This window comes from Hamadaea tsunoensis DSM 44101, from assembly GCF_000428945.1.
GTDB classification, from domain to species: domain Bacteria; phylum Actinomycetota; class Actinomycetes; order Mycobacteriales; family Micromonosporaceae; genus Hamadaea; species Hamadaea tsunoensis.
Window position 1 is genome coordinate 39,679 of record NZ_AUAX01000003.1, and the last position, 22,694, is coordinate 62,372.

The window sequence follows — 22,694 nt, forward strand, 5'->3', positions numbered from 1 at the left end:
GTCAGCCCAGCGCCTGCTCCAGGTCCGCGAGCAGGTCATCCGCGGTCTCGATGCCCACGGAAAGGCGTACGAGGTCGGCCGGCACCTCCAGGGCGGAACCCGCGACACTCGCGTGCGTCATCCGGCCGGGGTGCTCGATGAGCGACTCGACCCCGCCGAGCGACTCCGCGAGGGTGAACACCTTCGCCCGGTTGCACACGGCCTCCGCGCTCGCCGGATCGCCGGTACGGAAGCTGATCATGCCGCCGAACCGGCGCATCTGCTTGGCCGCCACCTCGTGGTTCGGGTGATCGGGCAGGCCCGGATAGAGCACCTTGGCCACCTTCGGATGCCGGCTCAGGTACTCCGTGATCCGCTCGGCGTTGTCGCAGTGCCGGTCCATGCGTACGGCCAGGGTCTTCACCCCGCGCAGGGTCAGCCAGGCGTCGAACGGGCCGTTGACCGCGCCCATCGAGTTCTGGTGGAACTTCGCCTGCTCGAACACCGTCTCGTCGTTCAGAACCAGGGCACCACCGACCACATCGGAGTGTCCGCCGACATACTTCGTCGTCGAGTGCACGACCACGTCCGCCCCCAGCGCCAGCGGCTGCTGCAGGTACGGGCTGGCGAACGTGTTGTCCACCACCAGCAGCGCCCCGGCGTCCCGGGCCACCTGCGCCAGCGCCGCGATGTCCGCGATCCCCAGCAGCGGATTCGTCGGCGTCTCGACCCAGATCAACCTGGTCTTGTCGGTGACGGCCGCGCGTACCGCGTCGACGTCGGTCAGCCGCGCCGGGGTGAAGTCGATCCCCCAGGGCTGCGCGACCTTCGCGAACAACCGATAGGTCCCGCCGTACGCGTCGTCGGGAATAACGACGTGGTCACCCGGCTTGCACACAGCGCGAAGGAGGGTGTCCTCAGCGGCGAGACCACTGGCGAAGGTCAGCCCGTGACGTCCGCCTTCGAGCGCCGCCAGGCATTCCTGAAGGCTGTCGCGGGTCGGATTGCCGCTCCGCGAGTAGTCGTAACCCAGCCGCGGCGCCCCGACAGCATCCTGGGCGAAGGTCGAGGTCTGGAATATGGGCGGGATCACCGCGCCGGTACGCCCGTCCGGCTCCTGGCCGGCGTGGATGGCGAGCGTCTCGAAACCGTAAGACATCACCTCAGCCTAGTCGGGCAGACTTTGAACAGCGGCGCTACGCCGCACCAGCACACCCGGAGGTGTCATCCCATGTTCGTGTGGCGCAAGAAGCTCGAGTTGCCGACCGCGGCCGAGGCCCTGCCCGGCCGGGAGACCCCGATGCGAGTCGCCGGCGGCCACTACGTCCTCGGCACTCCCCTGACCGGCCCCGAGCCTGACGGAGCCCAGGTCGCGATCGTCGGCATGGGCTGTTTCTGGGGCGCCGAGCGACTCTTCTGGAAGCTCCCCGGCGTCTACTCGACCTCCGTCGGCTACGCCGGCGGCATCACGCCGAACCCGTCGTACGACGAGGTCTGCTCCGGTTTCACCGGGCACACCGAGGCCGTGCGGATCGTGTTCGACCCGGCCGTGATCAGCTACGGCGACCTGCTCAAGGTCTTCTGGGAGAACCACGACCCGACCCAGGGCATGCGCCAGGGCAACGACGTCGGTACGCAGTACCGCTCGGCGGTCTACACGACCACGCCCGAGCAGCTGGCCGAGGCGCAGGCGTCCCGCGAGGCGTTCGCGCCCATCGTCAAGAGCGCCGGGTACGACGAGATCACGACGGAGATCGGGCCGCTCGCGGAGTACTACTACGCGGAGGAGTACCACCAGCAGTACCTGGCCAAGAATCCGGACGGATACTGCGGAATCGGTCCGAACGGCATGACCTGCCCGGTCGGCGTAGCCAAGACCGCCTAGCCATCTGATGAAACGCCCCGCTCCCCTCTCGGAGCGGGGCGTTTTTCTATACAGAATTCTGTACAGTTATCGGTATGACGATCCTTGTCCATCCTCAGGAGATGTCGGTCACCGAGGCCACACAGCGAGGCGTCGCCGGCCTCGTCACCGAGGCCGAGCAGGGTACGGATGTCGTGGTCACCCGGCACAAAAGGCCGGTCGCGGCCGTGATCGCGTACCACCGGCTGGAAGAACTGGCTCAAGCTGCCGAGGACCTGCGGGATCTCGCCCTGGCGCTGGCGCGGCAGGTTTCCGACACCGGCGAGCGGACCAGCTTCGACGAGGTGCTGCGGGCATACGGCCATACCCGGGAGTCCCTGGCCGAACTGCCGGACGAGTGACTGTGGCAGACATCCGGTTCACCAACGACGCGATCGACGACCTGCGCCGTCTCGGCCCGGAGGTCGTTCCCCGGGTCCTGAAGAAGATCCTCCTGCTGGAGACCAACGTCGTCGCCGGATATCCGCTGGGTGGCGAGCTGGCCGGCTTCCGCAAACTCGTGGTCGGCAACAACACCTGGCGCATCGTCTACCGGGTCAACGCCGACGTGATCGAGATCTGCGAGATCTGGGCCGTGGGCGCCCGCGCCGACGCCGAGGTGTACGCGGAAGCGTCGGCTCGCGTACGCGCCGCAGCCGTGACACGGCCCGAGCTGACCGCGCTCGGCGACGTGATCGAGCGGCTGGGCCGGCAGGCGGAAGGTATCGCAGGCTTCCCGCCTCCGTCGCCACCGGAGCCCGTGCCGGACTGGCTGGCGACGCGACTGATCCACACAGTCCGCCTGCCTCGCGAGGAGGTTGCCGCGATGGATCTGCAGCAGGCCGTCGACGCTTGGGCGAAATTCACAGCCGGCGGTTGACCTGGAATCGGATCAGCTGCCGTCCTTGTCGGAGTCGGCGGCGAAGACGATCACCCCGAGATACCCGTCGGCCGGCTGCGTGACCTTCATGAGCATCGAGTCCTGGTAGATCGAATCCTTGTCGTTGAACGTGTCCCGGCCGGTGTGGCTCGCGTACGGGGCGTTCGTGAAGACTGTGGTGTTGAGGGATTCGTCGAACATCATCTGCGTGGTCAGTACCCGTTTGTCCGAGAAGTGGACCATCGCGTGGATGTGCACGGTACGCCCGCGGTACCAGCCCGGCCAGATCGTGGTGAACTCGACGATCCCGTCGGCGTTGGTGACCTGGGCACCGCGGAGGTAGCGCTTGTCGTCCTGCGGCTTGAGGTCCATCGAGCCGTCGTCTTCCGAGGAGCCGCCCTGCATCCCGCCGCCCTGGGGAGCGCCGGACGGCGGGGTCCCGCCACCACCGGGAGCCCCGCCACCAGGAGCACCGCCACCAGGAGCACCGCCGCCGGGAGCACCGCCGCCGCCCTGCGACATCGACTCGGCGCCGGAGTAGGCGCCCGCCGCGTCGCAGTGCCAGATCTCGACGACCGCGTCGGACAGCGGCTTGCAGGTCTCGCTGTCCTGCACCTTGATGGCCACCCGTAGCCGCGTGCCGGGCCGGTCCTCGCGGATGTCGCTGCGGATCTTGTCGGCGTCGAAGTAGTACGGGCCCTGTGTCGTCGTCTTCGTCAGGGTGCAGGTGCCGGCCCCCGCGAACAGGTCGGTGAGGTCGGCCGCGGTGCTCGCCTGCGGGGTGACGGTCGCGCCGGTGGACGTCGTCACCGAGCCCGGACCGTCCGCGCCGCAGGCGGCGAGCAGGCCGGTGAGGCCGACGGAGCTGATTCCGGCGAAGACCGCACGGCGGCTGACCCGCTGACCCTCGTGATCGTGTCCCATGCGCCGACCGTACGTAGGAGTCGTGCGTGACCCGTCGATAGCGCCTGGGAAACACCTGAAAGAAAAGTTGGGCGGGAGGTACGCCGACCGGACTGCGGGGAACCGGTCTGTGCGTACTCCCGCCCAACGAACCCGTCCGCTACGCGGTCAGCTCCTGGCCGGAGGTGCTGTGCGGGTCGGCGGAGGCGGCCTACCCGGTACCGCGGGACGGGTGTCGCGGGACGTGAGCGCTGGCGGGCGCGTACACGTCGCCGCTCACTGGGTTTCCCTCGTCGTCGGTCGGATCCGGGGGACGGGTCCGGCGGACGGCGGGGCACCCGTGCTCATGAGTCGAAGAACGCTCCTCGGTGGGCAGGGGACGCGCCGGTACGCATGCTGGGCAGTGCGCGCAGGCTGTTCAGGTCGTGCCGGACGGTCCAGGCCTGCTGCCAGGTCCGCGTCGACGCGGCCGCGGCGCGCTCGGCGAGCCGTCGCGGCGGGCACGGCCAGGAGTGGCCGCACCAGGAGCAGGCGTCGTCGGGCGTGTCCAGGCCGTCGAGCGGGGTGTGGCGGGCGAGCAGGTGCTGCGCGTCCTGCCACAGCAGACGGTCCAGGACGTCCGTCGGTTCGGCGGTGCTGCCGGTGTCCCCGGCGGCGTTGCCGCTGCCGGACAGCGGATCGGCGACGCTGATCACTGACTTCCTCCCCCCGGGCGGAGCACCGACGGCGCCCCGTGGAGCGGTGTTCCTGACATGGAAGTCAACGCCTTGGTCAAGCGTCACACTCGGACAAACTGTCCGACGTCCGCCACGTCGCCCGAGAAGGTGACCGTACGCAGGTGGGAGGGCCCGCCGCAGCGGACCCTCCCACGTGGACGTACAGGTTCAGGCGAGGTGCGTGAGGAGGTCCTGCCGGGTGACGACGCCGGTCGGCTTGCCGTCGACGAGGACCATCGCCGCGTCGGCCTTGGCCAGCAGGGCGACCGCCTCGGCGACCGGCTGGCCGCCGCCGATCATGGGCAGCGCCGGCGACAGGTGCTTGTCCAGCATGTCGTGCAGGTGGGCCTGGCCGGCGAAGAGCGCGTCCATCAGGTCCCGCTCCGCGATCGAGCCGGCCACCTCACCGGTCACCACCGGCGGCTCCGCCTTGAGGACGGGCAGCTGGGAGACGCCGTACTCGCGCATGATGTCGATCGCGTCGCGGACGGTCTCGGAGGGGTGGACGTGGATGAGCGACGGCATGCCCGCCGACTTGGCCCGCAGCACGTCCGCCACGGTCGGCCCCTCGGCGGCCAGGAAGCCGTACCGGGACATCCAGTCGTCGTTGAAGATCTTCGACAGGTAGCCCCGGCCGCCGTCGGGCAGCAGGACCACGATCACCGCGTCGGCCGGCGCGCTCGCCGCGACCTTGAGCGCCGCCACCGCCGCCATCCCGCAGGAACCGCCGACGAGCAGGCCCTCCTCGCGGGCGAGCCGCCGGGTCAGCTCGAACGACTCGCGGTCGGTGACCTCGATGATCTCGTCGCAGACGGACTTGTCGTACGTGGTCGGCCAGAAGTCCTCGCCCACGCCTTCGACCAGGTACGGCCGGCCGGTCCCACCGGAGTAGACGGAGCCCTCGGGGTCGGCGCCGATGATCTTCACCGCGCCGCCCGAGACCTCCTTCAGGTAGCGGCCGACGCCCGAGATGGTGCCGCCGGTGCCGACACCCGCCACGAAGTGCGTGATCCGCCCCTCGGTCTGCGCCCACAGCTCCGGTCCGGTCGTCTCGTAGTGCGACCGCGGGTTGTGCGGATTCGAGTACTGGTCGGGCTTCCAGGCGCCGGGGATCTCGCGTACGAGCCGGTCGGAGACGGAGTAGTAGGAGCGCGGGTCCTCGGGCGCCACGGCCGTCGGGCAGACCACGACCTCGGCCCCGTACGCGCGCATCACGTTCTGCTTGTCCTCGCTGACCTTGTCGGGGCAGACGAACACGCAGCGGTAGCCGCGGGTCTGCGCCACGAGGGCCAGCCCGACACCGGTGTTGCCACTGGTCGGCTCGACGATCGTGCCGCCCGGGCGCAGCAGGCCCTCCTGCTCGGCGGCGTCGATCATGCGGGTGGCGATCCGGTCCTTCACCGAACCGCCCGGGTTGAGGTACTCGACCTTGGCCAGCACCATCGGCCCCTCGGCCGCCGTCACACCCTTGGTCACGCTGTGCAGCCGGACCAGCGGGGTGTCGCCGATCAGATCAACAACGTTGTCGACATATCGCATCGGGTAAGCGTATTACGTCGCCTAGTCGACGACCTGACCGTCGATCACGTCCTCGGGCGCGTACCGGGGCGGTGGCGTGTCGTGTACGCGGCTTCGTGCCCGCTTGTCCGGTTTGGCGATCCGCTCCCATTCCAGGAACCGGTCGGTCTCGGACAGGAAGGCCCCGGCCAGCCAGGCCAGCACCACGGTGTCGTCGATCAGGCCGATCAGCCCGAAGGGGATCTCCGGGATCAGGTCGATCGGCGACACGATGTACAGCGTGGCCACGCTCATCAGCGCGACCCGGCTGAAACCGTCGTAACGCCCGGTCACGGAGTGGAAGATGAGCCGCGGCGCGGCCATCAGCCGGGCACCGAGCCCCGGTCCGCCTCGATGGGCGGCGGTCACCGCCCGCCACAACGCCGTCAGCGCCGCGGTACGCCTCATGGTCCGTCCCATGTGCCCTCGCTAACCTAGGTCGTGGAGGTTCCGAACATCCACGTTACTCGGGAAGGTCCATGAGCACCGCTGGGCGAAAGATCGCACGGACCGCCGCGTACACCGGCGGGTTGCTGGTCGGGGCCGGCCTCGTGGGGGTCGGCGTACTGTTCGGGCAGGCCGAGGCGGCCAAGCGGATCATTCCGCTGGCCGAGGCGCCGCCGCCCCGGGCCGACGGCCGCTACGGTCCCCGGTTCCCCGGACGGCCGCTGTCGCTCGTCGTGCTGGGCGACTCGTCGGCGGCCGGCTTCGGCGTACGCCGTCCGCGGGAGACGCTCGCCGCGCTGATCGCGACCGGGCTGGCCCGCCGCCTGCACCGGCCGGTCGACCTGCGCGTGCTGGCGGTGGTGGGCGCGCACTCCGACGAGCTGCGCCACCAGGTCCAGGTCGCGCTCGAAGGGACGGCGCCGGACCTGGGCGTGATCCTCATCGGCGCCAACGACGTGACCCGCGACGTCACCCGCCCCGGTCACCGGCACGTGGCCGTACGCCATCTCGTCGAGGCGGTACGCGCGCTGCGTACGGCCGGGGCCGAGGTGGTGGTCGGCACGTGCCCGGATCTCGGTGCGGTGCAACCGATCCGCCCGCCGCTGCGGTGGGTGGCACGGCGCTGGAGCCGGCAGATGGCGATGGCCCAGACGGTCGCGGTGGTCGAGGCCGGCGGCCGGACGGTGTCGCTCGGCGATCTGCTGGGGCCGAAGTTCGCCCGGGATCCGCAGCGCCTGTTCGCCGACGACCGCTTCCACCCCTCTGCGGACGGGTACGCGCTGGCAGCGGCCGTGCTGCTGCCGACGGCCGTGGCCGCGGTGCATCGACAGGACGATCGTCCGGCTGCGCAAACCGCCACATCCGGGGTACGGTCGCTGCCGGAGGCGGCCGCCGAGGCGGTTCGCCGCCCTGGTACGGAGGTCAGCGGGGTCGAGGTCGGCGGCCGCGAACGCGGTCCGCGCGGGCGCTGGGCCGAACTGCGCCACCGCGTCCGGGAGGCGTTGCGCCCGGAACACGGCGTCCACGTCCGGCCCGGGGCGGGTCTCCACCCGGTCGGCGTACGCCCGGCCGACGTGCGAGCGGAGGGACTGACCTCATGAGCCTGGTCCGGCGGGCGGGCAAGGCCGCGACGATCGCCCTGGTCGCGGGCACGGTGGGCGGTGCTGTGCTGCTCACGACCGAGGCCGTCCTCGCGCGTCGGCGCACGTACGCGCAGCCCGCGCTGGGCCTGAACCTGCGAACGCGGCACGGCGAGGACAACGCGCCGCCGTTGCGCCTGGTCATGCTCGGGGACTCGTCGGCGCTCGGCGTCGGCGTGGAGACCGTCAAGGACACCGTCGGCGGCCAGCTCGCCGCGCTGCTCGCGGCGCCGGGCGGGGCCGCCCGGCGGGTCGAGCTTTCCAGCGTCGGCGTCTCCGGCTCCCGCTCCGCCGACCTCGCCACCCAGGTCGCCCGCGCGCTGCTGGGCGACCGCCCGGACGTCGCGGTCATCCTCGTCGGCGCCAACGACGTCATCGGCCTGCGCTCCCCCGGCGAGGCCGCGGGCCACCTGGGGACCGCCGTCCGGCGCCTGCGCGAGGCCGGGGTCGAGGTCGTCGTGGGCACCTGCCCGGACCTCGGCGCCGCCCGGGCCATAGCGCCGCCGCTGCGCCAGGTCGTGGCCTATCTCGGCCGCCGCGTCGCCCGTGCGCAACTGCGGGCCGTACGCGCGGCGGGCGGCGCCGTCGTCGACCTCGCCACCGAGACCGGTCCGGTGTTCCGGGCCGACCCCGCGACGCTGTGCTCGGACCGGTACCACCCGTCGGCCGACGGGTATCGGGTGTGGGCGTACGCGCTGATGCCGGCGGTGGCCGACGCGGCCGGGGTCAGCCCGACACTGCCCTGATCGCGCCCGGCCCGGACACGGCACCGAAGAAAGTCACACCCTCTGGCGCGGCCAGGTTACTCATAAGTAATCTCGGAGGATGACTGAAGCCGTCATCGTCGCCACCGCGCGCTCGCCCATCGGCCGGGCGGTCAAGGGTTCGCTGAAGGATCTTCGGGCCGACGACCTCACCGCCACGATCATCCAGGCGGCTCTGGACAAGGTGCCGCAGCTGGATCCGCGTACCATCGAAGATCTTTATCTCGGGTGCGGCATGCCCGGCGGCGAGCAGGGCCACCAGATGGCCAAGGTCGTCGCGACCCTGATGGGCTACGACACGCTGCCCGGCGCGACCATCACCCGCTACTGCGCCTCGTCGCTGCAGTCGACGCGGATGGCGTACCACGCGATCAAGGCCGGCGAGGGCGACGTCTTCATCTCGGCCGGTGTCGAGATGGTCTCGCGGTTCGCCCGCGGCAGCGCGGACGGCCTGCCGCCGGAGGCGCAGGAACTCGTCGGCGGCACGTGGCGCAACCACCGGTTCGACGACGCCGTGGCCCGGACCGCGAAGCGCGCCGAGGGCGGCGCGGCGACGTGGCACGACCCGCGCGAGGACGGCGAGCTGCCCGACATCTACATGTCGATGGGCCAGACCGCGGAGAACCTCGCCGACCTGTACGGCGTGACCCGGGCCGACATGGACGAGTTCGGCGTACGCAGCCAGAACAACGCGGAGAAGGCCATCGCGGCGGGCTTCTGGCAGCGCGAGATCACCCCGGTCGAGCTGCCCGACGGCACGGTCGTGAGCGCGGACGACGGCCCCCGGGCCGGCGTGACCCTGGAGGCGGTCGCGGGGCTGAAGCCGGTGTTCCGCCCGGACGGCCGGGTGACCGCCGGCAACTGCTGCCCGCTCAACGACGGCGCGGCCGCGGTGATCGTCATGTCCGACACGAAAGCCCGCGAGCTGGGCATCACCCCGCTGGCCCGGATCGTCTCGACCGGTGTCACCGCGATGAGCCCCGAGATCATGGGCATCGGCCCGGTGGGCGCGACCCGCCAGGCCCTCGCCCGCGCCGGGATGTCGATCGACGACATCGACCTGGCCGAGATCAACGAGGCGTTCGCCGCCCAGGTCATCCCGTCCTATCGGGAGCTCGGCCTGCCGCTGGACAAGGTCAACGTGATGGGCGGCGCGATCGCCGTCGGCCACCCGTTCGGCATGACCGGCGCCCGGATCACCGGCACACTCATCAACAATCTTCAGTGGAACGACAAGTCGATCGGCCTCGAGACGATGTGCGTCGGCGGCGGCCAGGGCATGGCGATGATCCTGGAACGGCTCTCCTAGGGTCTGCGACAGACCTAAAGCGACCTGCGCACAGCCTCCACGCGGCCGGCCAGCCGGGCGAGTTCCTCGTCCGGTACGCCGGCCGCCAGCGCGTCCGCGACCGTCACCCGCAACTGGTCGGGCAGGTTCGCGTCGGCCAGCCGTGGTACGCCCCGGCGCGGCCGCCCCTCCGCCTCGGCGCCCGCGTCGGCGAAGTCCTGGACGAGCGCGTACACGGTCTCGCCACGATCGCGCCAGCGCGGGGAAGGCCAGTGGGCGACCTGGCCCACGAGCAGGTCCACCTGCCGGGTGAGGGCATGCCGCGCTGTGATCTTGCTCATCTACCCTGCACTCCATTTCGTCCGATTGTCGGCTTGTCGGATGTGGTTGGTGACATTCTCCTCGATCCGGTACGCGGCCCTTTCGGCTGAGTCGGCGGGCCGTTCGGTCCACAGCAGATCTTTTGCCTTGCGAAGGATCCTCGGTATGACTTAGGTTCCGCTGCTGGAATGCGCTTCTCGCCAAGAAAATCGGGGGTTCTGTTGCGCACCCTTCGCAGCGCCGTCTTCGGCGCCATCCTCATCGCGGCCGTCGGGAGCATCCCGGCTACCGCGGCCCACGCGGCCGACGGTCTCGCCGAGGCGAGCCTCAGCCCCACCAGCCTGGCCTTCGGCCAGGTGAACATCGGCCACTCCACGTCTCAGACCGTGACGGTCACGAGCACGGGCGACACGTCGCTGACCCCGGGAGCGGTATCGCTCACCGGCGCCAACGCGGCCGCCTTCTCGGTCACGGGCAACACCTGCACGGGCGCCACCCTGACGACCGGGCAGACCTGCACCATCCGGGTCACCGCGAACCCCGTCACGGCGGGCGCGCAGGCCGCCACCCTAAACGTCGTGGCCAACACGGCGGCCGGTTCCCTCACGGCCGACGTGACCGCCACCGGCGTCAAGGAGGGCGGCGGCACGTACTTCCCGGTGAACCCGGCCCGCATCCTCGACTCCCGTACGGGTAACGGGGTCACCAAGGGCATCGTCGGCAAGGGCGGCACCGTTCACCTCCAGGTGACCGGCCGCGGCGGCGTACCCAGCACCGGTGTTTCGGCGGTCGTGCTCAACCTGACGGTCACCGGCACCACCGGCCCCGGCTTCCTGACGGCCTACCCGTCGGGCGCCGCGGTCCGTCCGACCGCGTCGTCGCTGAACTTCGCCAAGGGCTGGACCCGTTCCAACTCCGTCACCGTCCAGGTCGGCACCGGCGGGAAGGTGGACATCTACGCGTCCGCCTCGACGCACATCATCGCCGACGTGAGCGGCTGGTACGGCGCGAACGGACTCAGCAGCGTCGGCGGCCAGCTCCAGTCCGTCGAGCCGTACCGCAAGTTCGACAGCCGCACGGACTGGGGCCAGCCGCTCCACTCCGACGAGTGGGGTCAGTTCGCGTTCAACTTCGGCGCCGACTTCAACTCGCACCTGCGGGCGGTCATCGTCAACATCACCGCCATCGGCGGCCCCAAGGGTGGTTACCTCACCGCGTGGAACGGGGACCCGAACAACATCCCCAGCACCTCGACGGTGAACTACCTCGCCAAGGAGATCACGCCGAACCTGGCCGTGGTCCCGGTCGGCCCCTGCTACCTCTGCGACCCCGGCTACACCGACCTGCCGTCGATCACCGTCCTCACCCTGCAGGACACCAACTTCATCATCGATGTCGTTGGCCTGATCGACGACGGAACGGTCTCCGACGGTCTCCGGTTCACCCCGGCGGCTCCGCAGCGGATCGTGGACAGCCGCATCGGCCAGGGTCTGGGGGCCAACCTCGGCACGGCGCAGACCGGCGCGGTCACCGTTCCGGCTGAGGTCGCTCCCGCGGGTACCCAGGCGCTCGCCCTGAACATCACGGGCGTCACGCCGACCGCGGCGACCTACCTCACCGCGTGGCCGTCCGACCTGCCCAAGCCCGAGGTCAGCAACCTGAACCTCGCCAAGGGCCAGGTCGCCGCCAACCAGGGACTCACCTTCCTGGCCGGCAGCCAGTTCAACGTCTACAACAACAACGGCACCACCGGCGTCGTCATCGACGCGGTCGGCAGCTACTGGCTGTACCCGGGTACCGCGGGCAGCCTCGGCACGATCGCGGTCCAGGGCATCCGTGGCGGATCCGGCCACGAGCTCTTCGAGAAGGGCGCTCCGGCGGCCGTCCAGCACAAGGCGTGAGCCTGAGCTGACGTACGAAACGCAGCCCCGGACCGTGACCGGTCCGGGGCTGCGGTGTCGGTGCCCGAAGGGGGACTCGAACCCCCAAGCCTTGCGGCGAGCCATTTTAAGTGGCCTGCGTATACCGATTTCGCCATTCGGGCGCGACCGGCGGCGGTGCGGTCTCACGCTATCGCACGGGCGCCGCGACGGCGGACATGATTCGGCCCACGCAACGATGATCACGAGTGCGGATTCACACGGATCGGCCATCGGCGCGCGTGCCGAGAGCGAAGGGACGATAGGGTCGCACCGTGACGCGCACTGCTCCGCCCCGCACGCCACCACCGCATTCCGTCGAAATCTCGGAAAATTCCGGCGCTGACAGCGGCATCACCGAGGCCGGTGACGGTCCACTGGGTGGGCTGCGCGCGCGTACCCGGCGGTGGGTCGGCGTACCGCTGCTGCGTGATCTGCTCATCCTTGCCGGCTTCGGCGCCTTCGCCATCTGGCTCACGCACGGCCTGCTCGCCGACCCGACCGGCCGCGCGCTCGCCCAGAACCCCGACGACCAGACGCTCTACGAGTGGTTCCTGACCTACGACACCAAGATCTGGAGCGGCGGCTTCCACCTCGTCACCGACCGGCTCAACGCGCCGTTCGGGGTCAACCTGCTCGCCAACACCACCGTCATCGCGCTGGGCGCGGTCTTCACACCGGTCACGCTCGCGTACGGGGCGGCCACGACGTTCGCGGTCATCGTCGCCGTCAACCTGGCGGCCACCGCCGCGGCCTGGTACTTCCTGTTCACGCGTACGCTGCGGGCGAGCCGGCCGGCCTCGGTCGCCGGGGCGGCGCTCTGCGGCTTCGCCCCGGGGATGATCTCGCAGTCCAACGCGCACCTGCACATCACCGCGCAGTGGCTGGTGCCCGCGATCGTCTGGGCGGTCGTGCGGATGTGGCGGGCCGCCGTGGCCGACGACCGGCGCCGGACGGCCACGAGCGGGGTCGCCCTCGCGTTGCTCGTCTGCCTCCAGGTGCTCATCGGCGAGGAGACCCTCTTCCTGACCGCCCTGACGCTGCTGTTCGTCGCCGGGGCGTACGCGTGGGTCACCAAGCCGGGCCGGCCGCTGATCGCCCGCTTCGGACGCGGTATCGGCGTGGCCGCCGGGGTGGCGGTCGTGCTGCTCGCGTACCCGCTGTGGATGCAGTTCCACGGGCCGCAGGCGGTGCCGGACGGGCCGTTCAGCCCGTACTACTTCTACGCGGACCTGGCCAGTTTCCCGGCGTTCTCGCCGCTGTCGATCGCCGGCTCGGCGGACTCGGCCAGCCTGTCGACCGGGTACACCGAGTTGAACACGTTCTTCGGCTGGCCGCTGCTGCTGGTGACCACCGCCGCCACGGTGTGGCTGCGACGCAACCCGGTCGCGCTGGCGAGCGGCATCGGGGCGCTGGTGATGGCGTTGTTCTCGCTCGGCCCGCGGATCGTGGTAGCCCACCACAACACCCACGTTCCCGGCCCGTACCGGCTGATCCAGGGCCTGCCCGTGGTCGACGGGGCGCTGCCCATGCGCTTCGCGCTGGCGTCGGTGCCGCTCATCGCCCTCGTCCTCGTGCTGGCCTGGGACCACGCTCGCTCGGCGGCCCCGCGGCCGATCCGGGGCACGGCTCTCGGCGTACCCGTGCTGGTGCTCGCGGCTCTGGTGCCGCTGACCCCGCGGCCGCTGCCGACGGTCGAGCGCGCGGAGATCCCGCGGTTCTACAGCGAGGGGCTGTGGCGGCAGTGCGCGCCGGAGGGCGGGGTGATCGTGCCCGTGCCGATGGCGACACCGCCCGAGCCCGAGCCGATGCGGTACGCCGCGGCGACCCGGGTGGCGTTCTCGATGCCGGAGGGCTTCTTCATCGGACCGTACGGGCGCTGGGGCAACGCGTCGATCGGCATCCCGCGGCGGCAGACCTCGGCCCTGATCGACGAGGTGACCCGCACCGGCAAGGTACGCGACGTCAACGACGACGACCGGGCGATCGCCAAGCACGACCTGGCGGTGTGGCAGGCGGACTGCGTGGCGCTGACCGACACGCCGAACCGGGCGGCGCTGGAGACGACCCTGGAGGGGCTGCTCGGCCCGGGCCAGACGATCGGCGACGCGACCGTCTGGCGAATCAGCTAGAACAGCTGTGCATACGGAAACGGCGGGCCGCGATCGCGGCCCGCCGTTTCTCGTTGAGTGTCAGCTGCGGGGCGGGGTCGAGGCCGCGGCCTCGTCGAACGCCTCGCGCGGGGTGTGCAGGCTGCCCAGCGGCACGACCTCGCGGCGCAGGAACAGCGCGAGCGTCCAGTCCGCGATGACGCGTACCTTGCGGTTGGTCGACGGGATCCGGCTCATGTGGTAGGTCCGGTGCATCATCCACGCCGGCCAGCCGCGCAGCTTCACGCCGTAGACGTGCGCGACGCCCTTGTGCAGGCCGAGGCTCGCCACCGAACCCACGTGCTTGTGCCGGTACGGGCGGACCTCCCGGCCCCGGATGACGTTGCGGATGTTGTCGGCGGCCCGCTTCGCCTGGCGTACCGCGTGCTGGGCGCTCGGCGAGCAGAACGGCAGCTGGCCGTTGACGTCCGGGGTGCCGGTGATGTCCGGGACCGACGCGCAGTCGCCCGCGCTCCAGGCGCCCTCGACGATCCGGTCGCCGTCGACCACCTGCAGGGTCGGCAGGCAGGTGATGGCGCCGCGCTGGCTGCGCGGGAAGTCGGTCGCCTCGATCATCGGGCTCGGCTTGACGCCCGCCGTCCACACGATCGTGTCGGACGGGAACTCGTCGCCGTCGGAGGCCTTCACCACTCCGTCGACGCAGGACTCCAGGCGGGTGTCGAGGCGTACGTCGATGCCGCGCTTGGTCAGCTGCGTCACCGTGTACGCGCCCATCTCCGGTCCGACCTCGGGCAGGATCCGCTTGGCGGCCTCGATGAGCACCCAGCGGGTGTCCTTCGGGGTCAGCTCCGGGTAGTACCGGTTGATCGCGTCGCGGACCATGTCCTCCATCTCGGCGAGCGCCTCGATGCCGGCGTACCCGCCGCCGATGAACACGAAGGTCAGGGCCCGGCTGCGCACGGCCGGGTCGGTGGTGCTGGCCGCCACGTCGAGCCGCTCCAGCACATGGTTGCGCAGGTAGATGGCTTCGCCGATGGTCTTGAAGCCGACGCCGTTCTCCCGCAACCCGGGGATGGGCAGCGTACGCGAGACGCTGCCGGGCGCCACGATGATGTGGTCGTACTCGATCTCCAGCGCGGGACCGACGTAAGGCTGCACGGTCGCCGTCTTCGCCGTGTGCGCCACCTTCGTCACCTCGCCCGCGACGATCTTGCAGCGCTTGAGCTCTCGCCGCAGGGGCACGACAGCGTGACGCGGGGAGATGTTTCCGGCCGCCGCCTCGGGGAGGAACGGCTGATAGGTCATATGGGGCTGGGGATCGACGATGATCACCTCGGCCTCGCGGGAACTGAGCTTCCGGGACAGTCGCAGGGCTGCGTAAAGCCCGACATGTCCGGCACCGACCACAAGGATGCGCTGAGGTTTCACGTCATTATCTTCGCCCGTTGACATTTGCAGGGCGGTTCAGATGCGAAAACTTGTGATGGCGCACACCTGGGAACAAGCTGTCCGATCAATTGTTCGTACGCCGCCGCAGCAGGCGTACGAGGACGGCGATCAGTCCCGCCGCGGCCGCCAGACCGGCCAGGGACGCCAGCGCCGTGCCGTTGATTCCGGAGGTCAGCGACGCCCCCACGATCAACACGAGGCCCACGAGAGCCGAGCCGCCGGCGATCGCGAACGCCCGCAGGTACCACCGCAGCAGAACCTCCGGCGAGACCACCGCATCGAACGGGATGAGCGCCGCGAGCGACGCCGACGAGTGTGCGAGGAAGAGCACACTCCCGAAGAGGACGAGCTGCACGGCACTCAGCTCGCCGAGCCGGCCCAGCCACCCCGCGACCCAGCCGAACAGGCCCGCGGCCAGGACGATCGTGACCATCCGCGTACCGGGGGCGAGGGCGGTCACGAGGGCGGCGAGCGCGGCGACCGACAGCGGGGTCACGCCGAACATGAACGACGGGATCGCCAGGACGAGGGCGATGAAGGTGAACACGAAGACCAGGCCGCGGACCAGAACGGTCGCCGGCGTGATCCGGCTGATCGCCTCCAGGAATTTGGTCATCGGGCCCTCCTCACCGGTGTACCCCGGCACCCTGCGCGCGCCCGGCCATCCGGGCGACGTCCCGCAGCACCAGGTCGAGGCTGCCGGCCCCCTGCCAGCTCACCACCGGTACGCCGTGCTCGCGCAGCTGTCCGATCGTGTTGGCCCGCTCCAAGCGCCAGATGCCGAACGCGGCGGGCGTCCAGGCGTTGGCGGTCTGCGTACCGATGCCGGCCGGGAGGGTGTCGACGGTCACCACGAACCGGCCGGCCCGCGCGAGCCCGGCGATCATGTCCGCCGACCGGGCGTCCAGCAGCGGCGTCATGACCACGACCAGCGCGTTCGGCGAGATCGCGGCGGACAGCCTTGACCCGCCCGCGACGCGTACGACCTGGTGGGGGTAGACGTCGAGGAGCCACTCCAGCACCATCATGAACTGCCGCCGGCCGGACGCCGGGCGCAGCCGCCGGTCGTTCGCGCCGTACTCGATCAGGGAGACCCGGTCGCCCAGGGTCAGGTAGTGCTCCGCGATGGCGGCGCTGGCCCGCACCGTCGTGTCGACCACGCTCGCCTCGCCCGCGATCCCGCCCGACCGGCCGGCCTCGGTGAGCACGTCCAGCAGCAGCACCACCTCGGCGTCGCGGTCGGACAGCGTACGCGCGACGTGCAGCTGCCGCGTCCGCAACGTGGTACGCCAGTCGATGCGCCGCAGCCGGTCGCCCGGGCCGAACTGGCGTACGCCGGCCAGCTCACCGCCCTCGCCGGCTCGCCGGGACCGGTGCTGGCCGACCAGCCCGGCCGCCCGGGGCATCGCCTCGACGGCCGCGAACGGCTCGGTGACGGGGAAGACCTTGAAGCCCAGCGAACCGGTGACGACGGCCCGGCAGGCGAGCAGCCCACCCCCGGCGGCGGCGACCGCGGCGGCCGGGCCGATGCTGTGCCGGCCCCAGCGGCGGGCCGGACCCTTGAGGACGACGTCGGCCGCCTCGCCCCGGTTCAGCGCGGCGACCACGGGCCGGTCGGGCTGCTTGTCGCCGTTGGTCGACCGCAGCGTCAGCCAGGCCGAATGCTGGGTACGCGCCACGACCAGGTCGTACGCGACGACGTCCCGGTTGGCGGCGGTCAGCGTGGTGGTCAGCTCCGCGCCCTCGGCCGCGTACTCCTCCAGGGTGGCGAGCCGCAGCCCCGGCACGGTACGCGGCCGGCGCGACAGTCCCCACGCGACGCTCGCCACGAAGGGCACGGCGATCACGACGAGGTCGATCCGGCCGAACAGGACGGCGCCGACCAGGAGCAGGCCGACGAGGACCAGCGCCCGGCCGAGCGCCTTGGTCGGATGCCAGTCGTGCGAGGTCTCCTCCGGCGGCGGGTCACCCCCCGGCACCGGAACGGCAGGACGCAGCACGGGTCAGCCCCGGGCCGTGTAACGGTAGGGGTCGGGCTGGCCGGGGTCGGCGTACTCCCAGTCCTCCGACTGGCCGTGCGCCGGGCCGGGCCGCTGGTGCGCCTGCGCGTACGCGGGCAGGGCGCCGCTGGCGGGCGCGGGCGTGGTGCTGAGCACGTCGCCGACGATCGAGGCGGGGTCGACCCGCTTGAGCCACATCTCGGGGCGCAGCGTCATGCGGTGCGCGAGCGCGGGAACGGCCACGTCCTTGACGTCCTCGGGGATCACGTAGTCCCGGCCGGCCATCGCGGCGCGGGCCCGGGCGAGCAGCATGAGCGCCAGCGAACCTCGGGGCGAGGCGCCGACCAGGACCGACGGGTGCGTACGCGTCGCGCCGGTCAGGGCCACGATGTACTGCCCGATCGAGTCCTCGACGTCGATGCCCTCCAGGGCGTTCTGCATGGCGAGCAGCGTCGTGGCGTCCACGACCGGCTCGACGGCGGCCTCCTCGCGCTGGCGGGCCATCCGGCGGCGCAGCACGTTCAGCTCCTCGACCGGATCCGGGTAGCCGAACGACACGCGCAGCAGGAACCGGTCGAGCTGCGCCTCGGGCAGCGGATAGGTGCCCTCGTACTCGATGGGGTTGGCCGTGGCGAGCACGTGGAACGGCGCCTCCAGCCGGTAGGTCACGCCCTCGACGGAGACCTGCTTCTCCTGCATCGCCTCCAGCAGCGCGGCCTGCGTCTTCGGCGGCGTCCGGTTGATCTCGTCGGCGAGCAGCATGTTCGTGAAGATCGGGCCGGCCCGGAAGGTGAAGTCGTGGCTGCGCTGGTCGTAGAGGAACGAGCCGGTGACGTCGGCCGGCAGCAGGTCGGGCGTGAACTGCAGGCGCCGGAAGTCCAGGCCCAGGGCCTGCGCGAACATCCGCGCGGTCAGCGTCTTGCCGAGGCCGGGCAGATCTTCCAGCAGCACGTGGCCGCCGGCCAGGATGCCCGCGAAGACCAGCTCCAGCGCGCTCCGCTTGCCGACGATCACCGTACCGACCCGGTCGAGGACCTGCTGCGAGATCCGGCCCACCTCGGCCGGCGTCAAGTCCTTGGTCATATCCGCTCCATCCACGCGATCAGGTTGGTCAGCTCTCGGGGGCTCGGCGGCCGGCGTACCGGCTCGGCCAGGAAGGTCCACAGTGGCTCGCCGAGCACCTGCCGGGCCCGCGCCGGGTCGGACTCCCGGGTGATGCCGTGCCGCTGCCGCAGCCGCTCGTCCACGATCTCCACCAGCGCCGTACGCAGCTTGCGGTTGAACGCGCCCGTGTCGCCGTGGCACCAGTCCAGCCGGGTCTCCCAGCGCCGCAACGCCTGTCGCAGCCCGTCGGCGGGCGCACCCTCGCCCATCGACCGGCCGGCGTGCCGCGAGGGCAGCGGCGGGCGTACGGTGCGGACGGCGCGGAAGACCAGCACGGCGGCGACCGCGACCGCGGCCACGAACCACCACGGTGCCGACAGCGAGGACACCCGCAGGGCGAAGAGCCCGACCGCCGTCAGCGCGGCCACCATCAGGAAGTACTTGAACAGTTCGGCACCCGGGCGGCCGGACGGCACGGGCCGGTCTTCCGGCGCCGGCCCGCCGAGCAGGTCGTCGATGCTCGTCCCGCTCACTGCGCCACCTCCGCCCGCTCCACCGTCAGCGCGTCGCGCAGGACCCGCAGCGCGCCCCTGGCCCGGTCCCGCATGGTCACGTCGACGACGTGCGGCGAGTAGCGCGCCGCCCGGTACACGTCGGCGAAGTCGTTGAGGACGGTGCCGTCCACCGCCCGGTCGGCGAGCAGCCGAAGGACCAGTTCGGTCGGGGTGTCCCCCGGCTTACGCGGCATGCCGGCCAGGTCGGCGGCGCGCTCCAGGCGTACCCAGCAGGCGATGACGACCTTCCGCGGATCCGCGTCGGAGTCGTCGAGCTCCACCAGGCCCTGGTCGACCGCTTTCTGGATCTCCTTGGCGGAGTCCACGCGCGCCGAACCCACCGGCGGTGGCGGCGGCATCTCCTTGACGCGCCGGACGGCTCCCCGGATCAGGAAGTAGACGAGCACGCCCACGATGCCGAGGACGAGGAGCAGGCAGAAGGCCTGGACCGCGTACACCAGGATCGAGGGGATGACGATGCGCTGGGCCGCCGCGCCGACGGATTCCTGCACCTGCGGATGCGCGGTGGGCAGGCCGGGGTCCCAGGTCGCGGCCGGCTTGGGGGCCCCGAGGGGGGCGGTTCGCAGCGGCAGGGATCCGGTCGTCGCCGCGAGGCCGACCAGGAGCAGCAGAAAAGCGGCCGCGGCGAGCGGCATCCACCGGCGTGGCACGCTCAGGCACCTCCTACACCGGCGAGCCGCCGCGCCTCGACGAACACGTCGTCCAGCATGGCGGGTGTCAGCCGTCCGGTAAAGGTGTTCTGCTGCGAAACGTGGTACGAGCCAAGCAATGCGGGGCCGCCGCCCTGCCACACCACGCCGTGCCCGAACGCCGGCCGGGGCCGCGGCGCGATGCCGTAGACCGCGTCCAGCGCCGGCCACCAGTTCGACCACGCGAAGGCGCCGAGCGCGACGACCACCCGCAGCGTCGGCCGCAACAGCGCCACCTCGCGCCGCAGGAAGGGCGCGCAGGCGTCGCGCTCCTGCGGCGTGGGCTTGTTCTCCGGCGGCGCGCAGCGCACCGAGGCCGTGATCCGGGTGTACGCGAGCCGCAGCCCGTCGTCGGCGGCGACGGCCTCGGCCTGGTTGGCCAGGCCGGCGCGGTGCAGCGCGGCGTAGAGCACGTCGCCGCTGCGGTCACCGGTGAACATGCGGCCGGTGCGGTTGCCACCGTGCGCGGCCGGGGCCAGGCCGAGAATCAGGATCCGGGCGTCGGCGGCGCCGAAGCCGGGCACCGGCCGGCCCCAGTAGGTCTGATCACGGAAGGCGGCCCGCTTCTCCACGGCCACCCGTTCCCGCCAGGCGACCAGTCGCGGGCAGCGCCGGCACTCGCTGACCTCGGCGTCGAGCGCGGCGAGGTCGGCGGCGGAGGTCACCCGGTCAGCCTAGTGGTCCCCGGCGTTTCCCGTGGGCACGGTGCCGTTTCGCCGTGCTTGCCGTCGCGGCGCCGTTCTCCGCGTCGCGGCGGCGGTGGGCCGGGACGAAAAGACCCGCGCGGGTCCGGAAGGAAGCGCGGACCCGCGCGGGCGTGCCTGGGCGTGCGAAGTCTCGTTACAGCGTGCCGCGGAAGAAGTCGACGGTACGCGCCCACGACAGCGTCGCCGCCTCGCGATCGAAGTGCTCGGGCCGGTCGTCGTTGAAGAAGGCGTGGTCGGTGCCCGGGTAGTCGTAGACCGTCACCGCGCCGCCGGCGTCGCCGATCCCCTTGACGGCCGACTGGATGTGCGGCGCCGTGGAGGTCCCGTCCTGTTCGGAGCAGTGGATGACCGCGGCCTTGCCCGCGTACGCCGTCCAGTCGGGAGTGAGCTTGTCGGTGTAGGGAGCCGGGTAGTACGCGGCGACCGCGACGATCGAGGGCGCGACCGTGGCCGCCCAGAGCGCCAGCATGCCGCCGGCGCAGAAGCCGACCGTGCCGATCCTGCCGTCGACCTCGGGCCGGCCGGCGAGGTACTCCGCGGCACCCGCGAGGTCGGCGGCGGCCTGCGGCAACGCCATCTGCATCAGCAGCCGCTGCGCCTCGTCCGGCTCGGCGGCGGCGACACCGTGGTAGAAGTCGGGGGCGAGCGCCACGAAGCCCGCCTGCGCGAAGCGGTCGGCCACACCGGTGATGTGCGAGACGAGTCCCCACCACTCCTGGATAACGATCACGGCCGGACCGGTGCCGGATTCCGGCACCGCCAGGTACCCCGAACTCGTGCCACCATTGCTCGCGAAGGTCACCTTTTCACCCACTGGTTGGTCCTCCTGTCGGTCAGGCGTCATCGGCTGTTCGCCCGGCAGATGCGTTGCGCGTAGCCAACCACGCTGAGCAGACCCAGGGGAAGAAGTCGCACGTAAAAGTCGCGGTCCTCACGTGCCAGTTTCGCAACGAGATGTTTACACGGAGTGAGCGAGTTCCGGCTCCTCGGTAGTCGCCGCCGGCGTGTTGTCGAGCGTACGCACGGCCGGCGTCACCGCCATCGCCACGACGACGATCAGGCTGACCACGCCGGCGGCCACCAGGGCGGTACGCGTACCGAAGGCGAGGGCGGCCGGGCCGGCGACGATCTGTCCGACGGGGACGGCGATGATCGAGCCCAGGATGTCCCACGAGTACGCCCGCGCCAGCGCGTCGGCCGGCACGTGTCGCTGCATGCTCGTCTCCCAGGCGACGCTGAAGATCTCGACGCCGATCCCGCCGAGGAAGGCGAGCCCGACGAGGATCGGCAGGGCCGGATCGACTCCGAGCATGACCAGCAGTGGCGCCTCGCCCAGCATGCCGATGACGCCGAGCAGCAGGAAACGGCGTACGCGCAGGCGCAGGGCGAGCAGGCCGCCGAGGACGAATCCGGCCGTCTGGGCGCTGAGCAGCAGACCCCACCCGGTACGCCCGAACGTCTCGTCGGCGATCGCCGGGCCGAGGACGTAGATGCCGCCGACGAGGAGCATGTTGAGCACCGAGAACCCGACGACCACGACCCACAGCCAGGTACGCGACACGAAAACCCGCCAGCCGTCGCGCAGGTCGTGCAGGATCTTGGCGCCCTGCCGGGCCCGGTCACTCTGCTCGGACACCCGGATCAGGGCGAACAGCAGACCGGCGACGGCGAAGCTCGCGGCGTCGATCGCGATGCCCCAGGCCGATCCGACCGCCGCGATCAGTACGCCGCCCAGCGCCGTACCGCCGATCGTCACGAAGCTGGTGGCCAGCCGCTGCAGCGCGTTGGACTGCTGGCGGATCTCGTCCGGGACGACCTGCCCGGCCAGGGCGGCGGAGGCGGGCAGCGCGAACGCGGCGACCATGCCGTTGACCGTGCCGATGGCGGCCAGCGCCCCGATCGAGGCGTGGCCGCTGAACAGCAGCACCGCGATGGCGCCCTGGGTCGCCGCGGCCAGCACGGCCGACGCGATCATCACGACCCGGCGCGGGAGCCGGTCCGCGATCACCCCGCCGACCAGGACGAACAGTACGTTGGTCCCGGAGCGGGCGGCCACCACGAGGCCGAGGTCGCTGGCCGAGCCGGTCAGGTCCAGCACGGCGAAGGCGAGGGCCATGGGGGCGACCGCGTTGCCGATCATGTCGACGATGCGGCCGAGGAGCAGCCACCGGAAGGGTGCGTGGCGCAGGGGGGCGAACGCGCTCATGCACGGCACCCTAGCCGCGTCCGCAGTGACGCAGCCA

General features: G+C 71.4%; 23 protein-coding genes and 1 tRNA gene. 8 read left to right on the top strand and 16 right to left on the bottom strand.

From position 1 onward, the window contains the following. Position 1: 1 nt before the first annotated feature. On the bottom strand, positions 2-1,138 hold the full coding sequence (locus G401_RS0105240; RefSeq protein WP_027341670.1) for a cystathionine gamma-synthase: 1,137 nt from the start codon (positions 1,136-1,138) through the stop codon (positions 2-4). A 72-nt stretch (positions 1,139-1,210) separates the two neighbouring features. On the opposite strand from G401_RS0105240, the gene msrA reads away from it, so the two are divergent. From msrA to G401_RS0105255, 3 genes are all read left to right on the top strand, one after another. After that, a complete protein-coding gene (gene msrA, locus G401_RS0105245) occupies positions 1,211-1,864 on the top strand; it encodes a peptide-methionine (S)-S-oxide reductase MsrA (protein WP_027341671.1) in 654 nt (217 codons plus the stop codon). A 74-nt stretch (positions 1,865-1,938) separates the two neighbouring features. Next, entirely contained in the window at positions 1,939-2,244 is a 306-nt protein-coding gene (locus G401_RS0105250; RefSeq protein ID WP_027341672.1) for a type II toxin-antitoxin system prevent-host-death family antitoxin, read from the top strand. A gap of 2 nt (positions 2,245-2,246) precedes the next feature. Further along, entirely contained in the window at positions 2,247-2,762 is a 516-nt protein-coding gene (locus tag G401_RS0105255; RefSeq protein WP_027341673.1) for a type II toxin-antitoxin system RelE family toxin, read from the top strand. Positions 2,763-2,774: 12 nt separating this feature from the next. Here G401_RS0105255 and G401_RS0105260 read toward each other — a convergent pair whose 3' ends face one another. The 4 genes from G401_RS0105260 to G401_RS43635 form a co-directional block, all read right to left on the bottom strand. Beyond that, positions 2,775-3,686, bottom strand: coding sequence for a dioxygenase family protein (locus tag G401_RS0105260; protein WP_027341674.1), 912 nt, complete (start codon positions 3,684-3,686; stop codon positions 2,775-2,777). Between the two features lie 323 nt (positions 3,687-4,009). Continuing rightward, positions 4,010-4,360 carry a hypothetical protein gene (locus G401_RS43630; RefSeq protein ID WP_245601623.1) on the bottom strand — a complete coding sequence of 117 codons (351 nt, stop codon included), beginning with the start codon at positions 4,358-4,360 and terminating at the stop codon, positions 4,010-4,012. Between the two features lie 189 nt (positions 4,361-4,549). Beyond that, a complete protein-coding gene (locus G401_RS0105270; RefSeq protein ID WP_027341675.1) occupies positions 4,550-5,920 on the bottom strand; it encodes a cystathionine beta-synthase in 1,371 nt (456 codons plus the stop codon). 21 nt (positions 5,921-5,941) lie between these two features. Beyond that, positions 5,942-6,358, bottom strand: a complete 417-nt coding sequence (locus tag G401_RS43635) for a YkvA family protein (RefSeq protein ID WP_084556843.1) — start codon at positions 6,356-6,358, stop codon at positions 5,942-5,944. Between the two features lie 59 nt (positions 6,359-6,417). Between G401_RS43635 and G401_RS43640 the strand changes: the two genes are divergently transcribed. The 3 genes from G401_RS43640 to G401_RS0105290 all read left to right on the top strand — a co-directional run bounded on the left by G401_RS43640 (position 6,418) and on the right by G401_RS0105290 (position 9,597). After that, positions 6,418-7,485 (top strand): SGNH/GDSL hydrolase family protein, encoded by a 1,068-nt coding sequence (locus G401_RS43640; RefSeq protein ID WP_064741694.1) that lies wholly within the window; start codon positions 6,418-6,420, stop codon positions 7,483-7,485. Beyond that, the gene (locus tag G401_RS0105285; RefSeq protein WP_034590847.1) at positions 7,482-8,270 is read left to right on the top strand and encodes an SGNH/GDSL hydrolase family protein; all 789 of its coding nucleotides are present in this window, start codon (positions 7,482-7,484) and stop codon (positions 8,268-8,270) included. Before G401_RS43640 ends, G401_RS0105285 begins: the two co-directional genes overlap by 4 nt. Before the next feature lie 79 nt (positions 8,271-8,349). Further along, positions 8,350-9,597 (top strand): acetyl-CoA C-acetyltransferase, encoded by a 1,248-nt coding sequence (locus tag G401_RS0105290; protein WP_027341677.1) that lies wholly within the window; start codon positions 8,350-8,352, stop codon positions 9,595-9,597. A gap of 14 nt (positions 9,598-9,611) precedes the next feature. Here G401_RS0105290 and G401_RS0105295 read toward each other — a convergent pair whose 3' ends face one another. Further along, positions 9,612-9,917, bottom strand: a complete 306-nt coding sequence (locus tag G401_RS0105295) for a hypothetical protein (RefSeq protein ID WP_034590848.1) — start codon at positions 9,915-9,917, stop codon at positions 9,612-9,614. Between the two features lie 201 nt (positions 9,918-10,118). On the opposite strand from G401_RS0105295, the gene G401_RS0105300 reads away from it, so the two are divergent. Beyond that, entirely contained in the window at positions 10,119-11,798 is a 1,680-nt protein-coding gene (locus G401_RS0105300; RefSeq protein WP_027341679.1) for a choice-of-anchor D domain-containing protein, read from the top strand. Positions 11,799-11,859: 61 nt separating this feature from the next. Here G401_RS0105300 and G401_RS0105305 read toward each other — a convergent pair. Continuing rightward, positions 11,860-11,941: transfer RNA gene (locus tag G401_RS0105305), tRNA-Leu, on the bottom strand. 150 nt (positions 11,942-12,091) lie between these two features. Here G401_RS0105305 and G401_RS0105310 point away from each other — a divergent pair. Continuing rightward, positions 12,092-13,948 carry a hypothetical protein gene (locus tag G401_RS0105310; RefSeq protein WP_245601624.1) on the top strand — a complete coding sequence of 619 codons (1,857 nt, stop codon included), beginning with the start codon at positions 12,092-12,094 and terminating at the stop codon, positions 13,946-13,948. 60 nt (positions 13,949-14,008) lie between these two features. Here G401_RS0105310 and G401_RS0105315 read toward each other — a convergent pair whose 3' ends face one another. The 9 genes from G401_RS0105315 to G401_RS0105355 form a co-directional block, all read right to left on the bottom strand. Then, on the bottom strand, positions 14,009-15,355 hold the full coding sequence (locus tag G401_RS0105315) for an NAD(P)/FAD-dependent oxidoreductase (RefSeq protein WP_027341681.1): 1,347 nt from the start codon (positions 15,353-15,355) through the stop codon (positions 14,009-14,011). An 85-nt stretch (positions 15,356-15,440) separates the two neighbouring features. Further along, on the bottom strand, positions 15,441-15,992 hold the full coding sequence (locus G401_RS52395) for a hypothetical protein (RefSeq protein WP_157545358.1): 552 nt from the start codon (positions 15,990-15,992) through the stop codon (positions 15,441-15,443). Between the two features lie 10 nt (positions 15,993-16,002). Next, positions 16,003-17,373: a DUF58 domain-containing protein gene (locus G401_RS0105325; RefSeq protein ID WP_084556906.1), complete on the bottom strand. Its 1,371-nt coding sequence runs from the start codon at positions 17,371-17,373 to the stop codon at positions 16,003-16,005. 6 nt (positions 17,374-17,379) lie between these two features. Continuing rightward, positions 17,380-18,459 carry an AAA family ATPase gene (locus G401_RS43650; protein WP_084556845.1) on the bottom strand — a complete coding sequence of 360 codons (1,080 nt, stop codon included), beginning with the start codon at positions 18,457-18,459 and terminating at the stop codon, positions 17,380-17,382. Then, a complete protein-coding gene (locus G401_RS0105335) occupies positions 18,456-19,013 on the bottom strand; it encodes a hypothetical protein (protein ID WP_027341683.1) in 558 nt (185 codons plus the stop codon). Before G401_RS0105335 ends, G401_RS43650 begins: the two co-directional genes overlap by 4 nt. After that, positions 19,010-19,705: a DUF4129 domain-containing protein gene (locus G401_RS43655; RefSeq protein WP_157545360.1), complete on the bottom strand. Its 696-nt coding sequence runs from the start codon at positions 19,703-19,705 to the stop codon at positions 19,010-19,012. Before G401_RS43655 ends, G401_RS0105335 begins: the two co-directional genes overlap by 4 nt. 2 nt (positions 19,706-19,707) lie before the next feature. After that, positions 19,708-20,409, bottom strand: a complete 702-nt coding sequence (locus G401_RS0105345) for a uracil-DNA glycosylase (protein ID WP_027341684.1) — start codon at positions 20,407-20,409, stop codon at positions 19,708-19,710. A 175-nt stretch (positions 20,410-20,584) separates the two neighbouring features. Continuing rightward, positions 20,585-21,265, bottom strand: a complete 681-nt coding sequence (locus tag G401_RS0105350; RefSeq protein WP_027341685.1) for a dienelactone hydrolase family protein — start codon at positions 21,263-21,265, stop codon at positions 20,585-20,587. A 144-nt stretch (positions 21,266-21,409) separates the two neighbouring features. Further along, positions 21,410-22,657, bottom strand: coding sequence for an MFS transporter (locus G401_RS0105355; protein WP_027341686.1), 1,248 nt, complete (start codon positions 22,655-22,657; stop codon positions 21,410-21,412). Positions 22,658-22,694 lie beyond the last annotated feature (37 nt).

Bases quoted from the DNA above. Each gene is read 5' to 3' on its own strand.
- G401_RS0105240 (WP_027341670.1), bottom strand. From the start codon at position 1,138: ATGTCTTACGGTTTCGAGACGCTCGCCATCCACGCCGGCCAGGAGCCG.
- msrA (WP_027341671.1), top strand. From the start codon at position 1,211: ATGTTCGTGTGGCGCAAGAAGCTCGAGTTGCCGACCGCGGCCGAGGCC.
- G401_RS0105250 (WP_027341672.1), top strand. From the start codon at position 1,939: ATGACGATCCTTGTCCATCCTCAGGAGATGTCGGTCACCGAGGCCACA.
- G401_RS0105260 (WP_027341674.1), bottom strand. From the start codon at position 3,686: ATGGGACACGATCACGAGGGTCAGCGGGTCAGCCGCCGTGCGGTCTTC.
- G401_RS0105270 (WP_027341675.1), bottom strand. From the start codon at position 5,920: ATGCGATATGTCGACAACGTTGTTGATCTGATCGGCGACACCCCGCTG.
- G401_RS43635 (WP_084556843.1), bottom strand. From the start codon at position 6,358: ATGGGACGGACCATGAGGCGTACCGCGGCGCTGACGGCGTTGTGGCGG.
- G401_RS43640 (WP_064741694.1), top strand. From the start codon at position 6,418: ATGAGCACCGCTGGGCGAAAGATCGCACGGACCGCCGCGTACACCGGC.
- G401_RS0105285 (WP_034590847.1), top strand. From the start codon at position 7,482: ATGAGCCTGGTCCGGCGGGCGGGCAAGGCCGCGACGATCGCCCTGGTC.
- G401_RS0105290 (WP_027341677.1), top strand. From the start codon at position 8,350: ATGACTGAAGCCGTCATCGTCGCCACCGCGCGCTCGCCCATCGGCCGG.
- G401_RS0105295 (WP_034590848.1), bottom strand. From the start codon at position 9,917: ATGAGCAAGATCACAGCGCGGCATGCCCTCACCCGGCAGGTGGACCTG.
- G401_RS52395 (WP_157545358.1), bottom strand. From the start codon at position 15,992: ATGACCAAATTCCTGGAGGCGATCAGCCGGATCACGCCGGCGACCGTT.
- G401_RS43650 (WP_084556845.1), bottom strand. From the start codon at position 18,459: ATGACCAAGGACTTGACGCCGGCCGAGGTGGGCCGGATCTCGCAGCAG.
- G401_RS0105355 (WP_027341686.1), bottom strand. From the start codon at position 22,657: ATGAGCGCGTTCGCCCCCCTGCGCCACGCACCCTTCCGGTGGCTGCTC.